This window comes from Haloferax profundi, from assembly GCF_001469865.1.
Taxonomy (GTDB): domain Archaea; phylum Halobacteriota; class Halobacteria; order Halobacteriales; family Haloferacaceae; genus Haloferax; species Haloferax profundi.
Map to the genome: position 1 here is coordinate 1 of NZ_LOPV01000399.1, position 10880 is coordinate 10880.

At 59.7% G+C, this 10880-nt stretch carries 8 protein-coding genes and 1 pseudogene; 4 read left to right on the plus strand and 5 right to left on the minus strand.

The features are described from left to right. On the plus strand, positions 1 to 2181 hold a 2181-nt coding region (locus AUR66_RS13810), incomplete at its 5' end, for an Ig-like domain-containing protein (protein ID WP_157533131.1). 213 nt (positions 2182 to 2394) lie between these two features. Here the strand turns inward: AUR66_RS13810 and AUR66_RS13815 are convergent. The 4 genes from AUR66_RS13815 to AUR66_RS13830 all read right to left on the minus strand — a co-directional run bounded on the left by AUR66_RS13815 (position 2395) and on the right by AUR66_RS13830 (position 7709). Then, the gene (locus AUR66_RS13815; protein ID WP_058572880.1) at positions 2395 to 3405 is read right to left on the minus strand and encodes an aldo/keto reductase; all 1011 of its coding nucleotides are present in this window, start codon (positions 3403 to 3405) and stop codon (positions 2395 to 2397) included. 115 nt (positions 3406 to 3520) lie between these two features. Continuing rightward, positions 3521 to 5215 (minus strand): sensor histidine kinase, encoded by a 1695-nt coding sequence (locus tag AUR66_RS13820; RefSeq protein ID WP_231727896.1) that lies wholly within the window; start codon positions 5213 to 5215, stop codon positions 3521 to 3523. 118 nt (positions 5216 to 5333) lie between these two features. Then, positions 5334 to 6278, minus strand: coding sequence for a UbiA family prenyltransferase (locus AUR66_RS13825; protein ID WP_157533133.1), 945 nt, complete (start codon positions 6276 to 6278; stop codon positions 5334 to 5336). Between the two features lie 273 nt (positions 6279 to 6551). Continuing rightward, entirely contained in the window at positions 6552 to 7709 is a 1158-nt protein-coding gene (locus tag AUR66_RS13830; RefSeq protein WP_058572884.1) for a multicopper oxidase domain-containing protein, read from the minus strand. Positions 7710 to 7979: 270 nt separating this feature from the next. Between AUR66_RS13830 and AUR66_RS13835 the strand changes: the two genes are divergently transcribed. Continuing rightward, positions 7980 to 8354 (plus strand): winged helix-turn-helix domain-containing protein, encoded by a 375-nt coding sequence (locus tag AUR66_RS13835; protein WP_058572881.1) that lies wholly within the window; start codon positions 7980 to 7982, stop codon positions 8352 to 8354. A gap of 33 nt (positions 8355 to 8387) precedes the next feature. Here the strand turns inward: AUR66_RS13835 and AUR66_RS13840 are convergent, their stop codons facing one another. Further along, positions 8388 to 9029 carry a helix-turn-helix domain-containing protein gene (locus AUR66_RS13840; protein ID WP_058572885.1) on the minus strand — a complete coding sequence of 214 codons (642 nt, stop codon included), beginning with the start codon at positions 9027 to 9029 and terminating at the stop codon, positions 8388 to 8390. 158 nt (positions 9030 to 9187) lie between these two features. Here AUR66_RS13840 and AUR66_RS13845 point away from each other — a divergent pair, with 158 nt between their 5' ends. Then, on the plus strand, positions 9188 to 10255 hold the full coding sequence (locus AUR66_RS13845) for a halocyanin domain-containing protein (protein WP_058572886.1): 1068 nt from the start codon (positions 9188 to 9190) through the stop codon (positions 10253 to 10255). Positions 10256 to 10423: 168 nt separating this feature from the next. Further along, positions 10424 to 10880, plus strand: a pseudogene (locus AUR66_RS13850) (nitric-oxide reductase large subunit); the annotation flags it as partial.

The window sequence follows — 10880 nt, forward strand, 5'->3', positions numbered from 1 at the left end:
CCTGACGAACCCGCCGTGTACGTCCCGCTCGCCGGAACGAGTTACGACGATAGCGCCCCGACTATCGACGCAGTCTCTGTCGACGGTTCGTACCGGAATGGAACGACAGTCTACGCGAACGAGACAGTGGACGTCGAAGTCAACGCGTCCGACGAGTTCGGAAACGTCAGTGACGTCCAGGTCTCCCTCGACTCACGCGCTTCGCAGTATCGAGAGACCAATCACGCGACCTACAATGGCACGTCGCACAACTGGACGGCGTCGTTCGCGTCGAGTCAGATTCACGACGATGGTCGCTACGACATCGTCGTAACGGCCGGTGACGACGACGGCAACTCGGCAGACCAGACCGCGACCGACACCGTCGTCGTCGACCGAACTGCACCCGGTATCGCGGCGACGATTATCCGAGTCGATGCGACGACGGCAAACGTGACTGTCGATACCACCGAGACGGTTCGACCTGCCTCGATGGTCGTCGATGTGGAACATCCAGACGGCACTGTGGACGCCGTCACGATGGTCGACGAAGGGACTCACTGGAACGGGACGTTCTCACCCTCGACAGATGGACAGTACAACGTCTCCACATCAGCCGTCGACTTCGCAGGGAACCGTGGAACCGACAACGCGTCGAGCCTCATCGAATCTCACAGCACCGACAGCAACAACACCATCACTGCTCAGATACTCCCATCGGGGTTGTTCGTCCGCTTTACAACCGGGCAACCCGTCAACGACACGTTCGTCACGATGACCGAACGTCGCGTATCGGCCGAACCGCTCGTTCGCGGACAGGCAGGCGTGAAGTTCCTGAACGCGGCACTCGGAAAGCGACTCTCTGACAACCTCAGTTACGCCGTCATCGGCATCCCTGTCGACCAGTCACTTCTCACGAACACCAACACGGACGTCGACGACGTGACCATCCGGTACTTCAACGAGACGACGAGCCAGTGGGAAGACGTTCCGACGACGGTCGAAAACGTCACCATCAATGGGATCACCGACGAGTACTGGGTGGCAAACGTCTCGCACTTCTCGACGTACGGTGCTGTCGCAATCGACAACTCGGCACCGACGATTACTGCGACGACTCCAGTTGATGGTCACACACTGTCCGCCGGCACCACTTCGCAGACGCTTCGCGTGGAGTACGAAGACGCCCAGAGTGGCGTGGACGTGAGCACGGTTGCAGTCCTCTTCGACGAGACGCTCGTAACCGCGGATTCGGCGACCACGATAACGAGCGACTACGTCGAATTCCAGGCGACTGGGTTGACCGACGGGTCCAGTCATACGCTCGACGTGACCGTGGAAGACGAAGCAGGGAACACCCACACCGAGACCATCTCGTTCACCGTCGATACGGCGTCTTCGGGGGGTGGGGCCAATCCATCGACTGGGAACGACGGAAACGATGACACATCGTCGACTGACGACAGTGGTCCTTCTGACTCCTCAGGAGACGACGATTCGGCCCCCGCCGTCGGCGGGACCACGGACAAATCGACCGACGTAACACCGACTGTCGACGTTTCGTCACTCGAAGACGGTGGACTCGTGGTTCACATCCGCAACGCGTCTGCGGGTGAACCGCTGTCGACTGCCATCGAGGACGGTGCCCTTGGCACGACTGGTGTCGCCGTCGAACACGTCAGCATCAGTCCCGATGCAGACGGCGAGAGGACCATCCGTCTGACTGGAAGCACGTCGTCAACTGGCACTGCTCTCTCTTCGACGCAAGGTGAGCCCATGGCGTTCGTGACGATAGTGGGGGCCGAAGGCACAGATACGACGGTTCGATTCTCTGTCGACCGAACTGTCCTCGACGACCGAGACGTCGGATTCGCTGACGTGGTTGCGTACAGTCTCTCTGACGGCACGTGGACTGCAGTCGAAATCGACCACGTCGAAACGACGGCAGCGAAAGTCGTGTTCGAAGTCGGGGGCACCAACCTCGGGTCTCTTGCTGTCGCGACTCACAAGCCACAGCAGACGACGCCGACAGCCACACCGACATCGACACCGACTCCCGAGGAGACGCCGACACCGGCGGCGACACAGACGACCACGTCCGAGATGCCTGGATTCGGCGTGGGTGCCGCAATGCTCGCTCTGGGTGTCGTCCTCGGCTTGTTCGGACGGCGGAGGAAGCGTAACCGCTCCGGTGGAAGCTAAGCGGAACAATCCGGGCGGTTCGATATTCGTGACCGGATTCGTTCGGCGGTGTAACGCACGTCGAAGCCGAGAGGGACGACGCACACGGTACCGTCGCGGATGTAAATCCCGGTACCCTCGCGAATGTAACTCTCGGTACCGTCGCGGATGTAAGAGCTCGAATGAGCCCGGTAGAGTGTCTACAAATGCGGTCTCGGTATACTGTGTTTCGAACTACAACCCTGCGTACGGACCGGCTTTCGCTTCAGTCAGGCGCTGGACCTGCTCTTCTGAGAGGTCTATCGCCGCGGCAGCGAGGTTCTCCGTGAGTTGGTCGACGGTCCGGGCACCGACGATAGGTGCGGTGACGCCGTCACGGTGCATAAGCCACGCGAGCGCCGTCTGAGCAGGCGTCGCGCCAACTTCCTCGGCGACTGCGTCGAGTTCGTCGTGGAGGTCGAAGTTTTCCTCGGTGAGGTACGCCTCTTCGAAGCGACTCGATTCAGCGGCACGTGACTCGCCCGTAAGTCCTTCTTCGCGGGTGTACTTCCCGGTCAGGAACCCTTGGCCGAGCGGACTCCAGGGACAGACGGCTATCCCGTAGGACCGCGTCATCTCGAGATAGTCCCCTTCGATTTCGCGGTCGACGAGGTTGTAGCGGGGTTGCGAGACGGTGAACGGTTCCCATCCCTCGGCACGGGCGATTTCGTTCGCCTTCGCAACCTTCCACGCGTTCGGGCGCATCGTCGACGCACCGAGGTAGTGGACCTTCCCGTCTTCGACGAGACGGTTGAGCGTCTTCATCATCTCGCGCGTCGGCGTGTCGTCGTCCCAGCGGTGGATGTACAGCACGTCCACGTAGTCGGTGTCGAGACGGTCGAGGAGCGCATCGATTCGGTGCCGGATGTTCTTTCGGTTGGTGCCGCGACTGTTGGGGTCTCCCTCTCGAATCTGCCAGAAAATCTTGGAGGCGATAGTGAACCGTTCGCGGTCACGGTCGGAAAGCCAGTCACCAATCCACGCTTCGCTCTTGCCGCCGCCGTAGACGTCGGCGGTGTCGATGAACCGACCGCCCGCTTCTTCGTACGCGTCTAACAGTTCGTGGGCGCGTTCCTCGCCGATTTCGACGTTCCCCTCTTCGGTCTCTTTTCCGAACCGCCAGGTACCGAACTGGAGTTCGCTCGTCTGTAACCCTGTCTCGCCGAGTGGAACGAAGTCCAAGTCGACATCTTCGAGAGTGCTCATTATCCTCTTAGTGTACGGCGATTTGTACGAAAAGTGTTGGGTACTCGGTGGTGGTCTCCGCTTCCAGTTCGCACCTTGTCGTCTCCTTCACCGCGTGTCTGCTGTCCGAAACGGCTCAGTCCGACCGTTCCGAGGCGACGACCTGAGCGTCTCGTGAGAGAACAGGAACCTCGATGGTAACGACAGACCCCTCTGGGTCGTTCTCGGTAAACCGCACTTCGCCTCCCGCGATGTCGGTCCCCCACTTGACGATCCAGAGGCCGAGTCCACTCCCGTGTTTGAGTGGGGTTTCGGTCCCGTCTTCGAGGACCGCCAGTTCGTACTCGGCGATGCCGGGGCCATCGTCTGCAACCTCGACGTAGACGGTGTCTCCTTCCATCTCGACCGTAACCCACACGTGCGGTGTGTCACTCGGGTTGTGTTCGACCGCGTTTTCGATAGCGTTCGAGAAGACTTGTCGCAACAACCCCGCGACAGCGACGTCTTCGTTCGGCTGGCTTCGTTCTATCGTGGCCTTCGGATACGAGTCACGGGTGGACTCGATACATCGGTCGAGGAGCGAGTGGAGCGATTTGGGCTCCGTTCTATCGCGGGTCTTGTCGAAGAGTTCGATCGCTTTTCGGCCCTTCTTCCCGATTTCTTCGATACGTAACGCGCGTTCTTTGACCGTCTTGGCGTTCTCGTCGTCTTCGAAGCGACTGACGTAGCCATAGATGACGTTCGTCTCGGTTCGGATGTTGTGTCTGAGCACTCGGTTGAGCACTTCGAGACGTTGTTGTTGGCGAAGGTGCTCGCCGACATCGTGGAACGTAATCACCCGACCGATGGGTGTCCCACGGACGTTCGTGATTCGTGTCGATGTCACGTCGTACGGGTGACCACCGAGTTCGTCGCCGATAGTGAGGTGTCCTGGGAGTGCTCCATCTTCCGGGAGTCGGTCGTACTCGGGGATAATCTCGTTCGCAGGGCCCCCGAGAACGTCTGTCGCGTCGATGCCGAGAATCCTGACGGAACTGTCGTTCATGTCGACGACGTAGTCGTTGGCATCGACGACGATTGCACCGCCTTGCATCCGGTCGAAGAGGAACTGCCGAGCGCGCTTGTTTGGTGCAGGACTCGTCCCGAGGAGTCGAAACTGCGTGAGTGCCGCGAGGTAGACGATACCGGAGACTGAAAACGCGATTGGCGTCGGGTCCACGCCAGAGGTCGGTAAGAGGCCGGCCAGAAACAGGACGTTGGTCACCCACGGTGCGAGTAATCCGACGACGAGCGCGGCGCTCTGCCCTCGGAAGGCGACTGCGTCGCTCGTGAGCAAGCCGAGAATCGGTATCATCCCGAAGACGCCGAGGATGTACGTGTATGCAGCGGTTATCCAGAACCAGGGTCCACCCTGTTCGAACAAGACGACACCGTTCAGTTCGGCGCCGGTCGGTCGAACGTAGAGCAAATCGTGGTACTGGCCCGTGAGTGCGAAGATGACGGTCAGAACGGGGACGACAGAGAGCGCTCCAACGTATCGTGGTCGTAGGTACTCGTCGCGCCCGGTGTATTCGAGTGCGAACAGGAACCAGGCGACGGGAATCGCCACGACGCCGATCCACGCGAGATTCGCCCAGAGTAGTTTCGCATCGAGGGCGGGTGCGCGGAGTTTGAAGATGATACACGTGGACCACCAACTCTGTGCCACGAGGAGTGCAACGAGCGGTTTCGACCCGGGTTCAGGTCGCGCCCGCCAGGCCAGTATGGTCGCTGCCGACCCGATGGCGATAGAGATGAACAACAACGGTACCAGAGATATCGCAGTCGCCACAGATACCGCATACAACCCTGCCGTGATATATGAAATGTCGGATGCGACGAGACAGTCACTGAAATGATAGCGTATCTTCAGACGAGAAAACGACGGATAGAATCTACCGGGTGTGAGATTAGAACCCGCCCGCGGTGAGTGCGAGAATGACCGCCATCACCACGAGGTGTTTGGCTTCACCCGCGATTCCGAGACGACTTTCGTGTTCGGTTCGGCCGACGAACGCGGCCAGCACCAGTGCGTAGCCGAGTCCGACGAGAATCGCGAGAGTCAGGATACTACCAAGGAGTCCGCGCAGGTACGCGAAGACGACGAACCCGACGAGGACGATGTCGAGGCCGTAGGCAATCTGGCGTGTCCGGTCGACGCCGAAGACGACTGGGAGCGTCGACACGCCGATAGCTTCGTCGGCCTCCACGTCGTTCACGTTCGGAATCTCGGTGTTGACGAACGTATCGAGGAAGTAGTAGAAGAAAATGACGGCAGCGACGGGCGTGAACGCAGCGTCGGCGAACGCCAGCGGTAAGAACACCAACGAGATTGCCCACGCGAGGGCGACGATGACCGAGTTGACGACGAGTATCTCCTTCAAGCGCTTGAAGTACGACCCGATGGTCGGGAGCCAATCTGAGGCGTAGAGAACCCAGAACGCACCGGGAATGAGTGTGACGCCGAGTGCGACGGGGCCACCGAGCACGGATATCGCAATCGCCAACCCGTACGCTGCGGCGGTCAGCACCGAGAGAACGCTCTCGTGTCTTCGCACGAACGACGACTGGCCAGGGTTCGAGACTTCGTCGGTGTCGACGTCGGCGATTCGGTCACCCATGTAGACGGCGAAGGTGACGAGCCCGATGATGGCGAGAGCAGGATTCGGTTCGATGGAGAGGGCGGCCATGACCGTCGCGACTTGGACCATCGCGATGAAGACGAGATACGTCGAGGTGTGAATGAGGACGTCTTTGGTTCGTTCTAGATGTGTCAGTAACGGAGACACGAACTGGCTGTACTGGTGGTCGGTACCGTCCGAGTAAATGGACAGTCTTCGTGGTTCGCTAGACATGATTTCTCCGACGACTAATGGACGATTCGCGTAGCCCATCAACCGTCAGATTCTACGATACTCCTCGGAACCGTCAATTGAACGGCCAAATCGTGTCACCTAACCGTCCATTGATGTCGATTTGGGAACTTTCTCCACCTCAAATTATTTGGATAATCCTAATATCTCAGATACTTTCGCCGTCCCCTCAGTCGAGAACGTTTGGAGCCTCCCGCGAATGCTCGGAGCGTCGCGTGAACGTGAGACAGGGCTGACCGAGTTACTTCGAACCTGTCACGCGTCGTACCCCGCGTATTCCATCAACTTCGAGAAGATGTCGGTCTTCATCGCTTCCTTGTAGACGACACCGTTGAGCATACCGCCGGGGTAGAAGTTCCCGTTCATGACGTGGTTGACCTTGTGGCAGTGCATGAGGTAGATTCCTGGGTCTGCGTCGGCAGTGAACTCTACTGTGTGGCGTTCGGCGGGTGCGATGTTTGTCACGTCCCTCTCGTACCGTGCCGCATCAGGGATGACGCCCCCGTCTTTTTCGACGAGTTGGAATCGATGGTTGTGGATGTGCATCGGGTGGCTCATGTACCCGGCATTGACGTAGTGGACGCGTACTTGGTCTCCCTGCTCGACGATGATGGGTGACCCGTCTTCGGGGTGGAGCGTTCGTGGTGCGCTCTTTCCGTTGACTGTGAACACGTCCGGATTGCGGTTGCGTGGACTGTAGGTCACGTCTTCGCCAGCCATCTGCCTCGGAAGCCGTGAGTCCCAGTCCTTGACCGTCATGAAGTACTCTTTGTCCGCGGGTTCGTACCCCTTCGGGTCGACCCGGAAGATGCCGAACATCCCCATGTCGATGTGGCGATGCGTCTGGTAGTGGCAGTGGTAGAAGTGGGTCCCAGGAACGTTCGCCGGGATGGTGTAGGTGTGCTTCTCGCCGGGGTCGACGCGGATTCCTGTGGTCGTGGGAACACCGTCGTCTTCCCACGCCTTTTGCACCCCGTGGAAGTGGACCGTGTGTGGGCGCATCCCTTGAGTGTTGTCGAGGGTCACCTCCACGTCGTTCCCCTCTGTCGTGCGGAGAATCGGCCCTGGAACACTCGGTTTCCCGTCGTCTGCTTGGAACGCCCAGACCTGCGGGAACTCGATGGGGCCACCCATCGTCTCCTGTGGATGGACTGCGTGACGGGCGGGCGTGTTCTTGAGCGTCACCGACCCGCCCTGTTCGTCTACTTGCACGACTTCGGGTGCGGACGTATACGGCAACGCCGAACTGCTCGCCGACGCCGTCGTCGTGTCGCCGTCGTCGATTGCTGCGTTCGCATCTCCGTTCGTTGGTGCGGTACATCCTGCGAGTCCAAGGAGACCTGCACCACCAGTGGCAGCGAGGAACTCGCGACGAGACATCGTCGAACCGGGGGCACCGACGTACTTGCTCATTGCATTCGGGCGTTGGCCGGGGGTGTCGGTATAACGTCTCGGCGGTTCTCGCACTGACGGAGACCGTTCGAACATGTTCGGCAACGACGCTACGGTTCTCCCACCGAAACGAGCACCGTGGGCGTACCAGTCAGAATCGACGGCCATCGATTCGATTCACCATCCCACTGTTCCCCCACACCTTTCACGTCTACCGTCGAGATAGGTATCGGAGAACCAGTACAACACTCACGAACTTCCCGCTGTGTGATACCTCCCATAACTGAGACGATGTCCACGAATCCGCTCTCTGAGGCGCTCGAACCAGACTTCCAATCGGTGTTCGACTCGCTTACGAGTACCCAGTGCCGAACTGTGCTTCGAACACTCGATAGCCCCATGACCGCCAGCGAAATCGCAGACGTGTGTGATATGCCCCGGTCGACCGTCTACCGGAAACTCGAACAGATGGTCGACGCAGGACTTCTCACCAAACGCGACAATGGCCAATCCGCCGCCGAGTACACTCTCGGGTTCCGAGAGGTGGTCGTCACACACCACTCTGGCGGATTGGAACTCTCGGTCAGTTCGCAGTCTCGGTCCGCGTCTGACCAACTCTCTGAACTGTGGGCAGAGGTTCGGACAGAGACGAACCGTGGCGAATAGTTCCCATCCGGTCGGGGCTAGACCCTTCGTATCTCATTCGACTGAGACGCTGTCGCGGGCGAGGAACTCTTTCATGACTTTTCCTTCGGCCCGGTGAAGCTTCTCGCTCGTCGTCGACTTCGCCAGTCCGACAGCATCGGCTAACTCGGTGAGGGTACACGTCCGCGGCGTATCGTAGTATCCTCGCTCGATTGCAGTCTCGACGAGTTCGTACTGGTCGTCGGTGAGGAGTGTCTCGGTGTCGATAGACTGGTGAATCGAGAGGAGGTCGAACGGGATTCCGAACTGTGTGAGTTGTTCACCCAACTCTGAGAGGTTCTCTCTCGGTGCTGTAACCTCGACGACGACTTCACTGTCGACGATGGTAATCGGGAGTTCGAGTGGGATGCCGACTTCGCTCAGCGAGAGAATCAAGAGTGGTTCGGTCGTCTCGAACTGGACCAACGTTCGGTCCGGCCGGGCTTCGAGTATCGTCACCGAGACGACGGTGTCGTACTCGTCTAACGCGGTCACGATGGGTTCGATGTCTGTCGCGTTAATCTCGACGAGTCCAACGCCCGTCTCCTCGGCGGGCATCGCAGCGAGGACCGTGAACTCCGCCTCGGGGTATCGACTCGAGAGGTCGGACACCCAGATTTGCTCGGGAAGCGTGAGGGAGAGTGTCGCTCGGGGCATCTGTATGTCGTACATCTCGACTGCGAGAGTCAAAAGTGTGTGCGAACATGTTCGGCCACCCGGTCGGTGTTCGGGAACGAGCGTCCCCGGTTTTCCATCACACGGCCGTCGATTCGACTGTCGGGCGAGGTATCTCGACGCCATCGACACCGAAACTCATGACCACGAACGATTCAACTTCCACAGCAATCGGCCGACGGAGTGTCCTTCGACTACTCGGCGGCGCTGCAGTCTCTGGGTCTGCTCTCGGAACCGTCGCCGAGACAACGACTGCACAGACGAGCGAAACAGCCCTCGATACGTGGTTCGAAAACACCTCGAACTACGACGGCGTCGTCGACCAGACTGGCACGTCTACCGTGACAGTAACTGTCGGCGCAGATGGCAACGGCGGTGCGTACGGGTTCGGACCTGCTGCCATCCGCGTCGACCCGGGAACGACAGTCGTCTGGAAGTGGACCGGCGACGGGGGTGCCCACGACGTGACCGCCGAAGACGGGTCGTTCGCGAGCGAACTCGTCGGCGACGCTGGACACACGTTCGAACACACCTTCGACGCCGAGGGCGTCTACAAGTACGTCTGTTCTCCACACGTATCGCTGGGGATGAAAGGTGCTGTCGTCGTCGGTGGCAGTGTCACCCAATCGTCCACAGAAACCGCCGAGTCGGAGACTGAGTCCTCACAGGGTAAAGCCATCGACACCTGGTTGGAGAACACGTCGAACTACGATACAGTCACCGACCAGACGGGCCTCCAGCGGGTGACCATCGACGTCGGTTCCGAGGCGAACGGCGGGGCGTTCGGATTCGGCCCCGCGGCCGTTCGCGTCTCGCCGGGCACGACAGTCATCTGGAAGTGGACCGGTAAAGGCGGGTCACACAACGTCGTGGAAACAGACGGTACCTTCGAGTCACAACTCACCAGCGAGAGTGGTCACACGTTCGAACACACGTTCGAGGAGGCGGGTACGTACACGTACGCCTGCACACCGCACGAGACGGTCGGTATGAAAGGCGCCGTTATCGTGGCCGAGGCTGGTGACGGTGGAAGCAATGCACAGGTAGCCGAACCGTTCGACGACCCGAAGATGGAAGACTTCGGTGGACTCGCACTCGCCGGGACGTTCGGCGCGGCAATCGCGTCGCCGGCGCTCTTTGGCGTGTTCCTCTGGTTGAAAGAAGACGAGACGGGCGGCAAAACCTACCCAGAGACGAAATCTGAGTAACCTACGTAGTTCGTCTGTTTTCCTTCGGTCCGTTGGCTGGCGCGAGCACTGCGGATTTTTGACACTCGGCAGCGGAAGGGTACGGCCCCCGAACATCTTCGTCCGCCGTGACGTATTCCGGGAAGCGTCGTATCCGACCTAAACCCTCGACGGTGAACCACTTCCTGTATGGAACTCACGCGTAAGACCATCGCGAAGGCGATAGCCGTCGTGTTCATCTTCAACCTCGTCGTGATGGGTGCTGGTGCCTGGTTCGCGTATCAGGAAGCCCCACCCATCCCCGAAGAGGTCGTCGGCCCCGACGGTGATGTCGTCGTCAGTGGAGACGAGATTCGAGACGGCAAGAAGGTGTTCCAGCAGAACGGCCTGATGAACCACGGGTCGATACTGGGCAATGGTGCGTACTACGGCGTCGACTACACTGCCGACGCACTCGAGTTGAAAGTCCAGTACATGCGGGACTACTACGCGGACGCCCGCTACGATGAACCGTACGACGCGCTCGATTCGGCAGAACAGGCCGCTGTGGCCGATGTCGTCGAAGACGACCTCGACGAGACGTACGACGGTGGTGCAATTCAGTACTCCGCAGCGGAAGTATACGCCCACGAACGTGTTCGTGAGG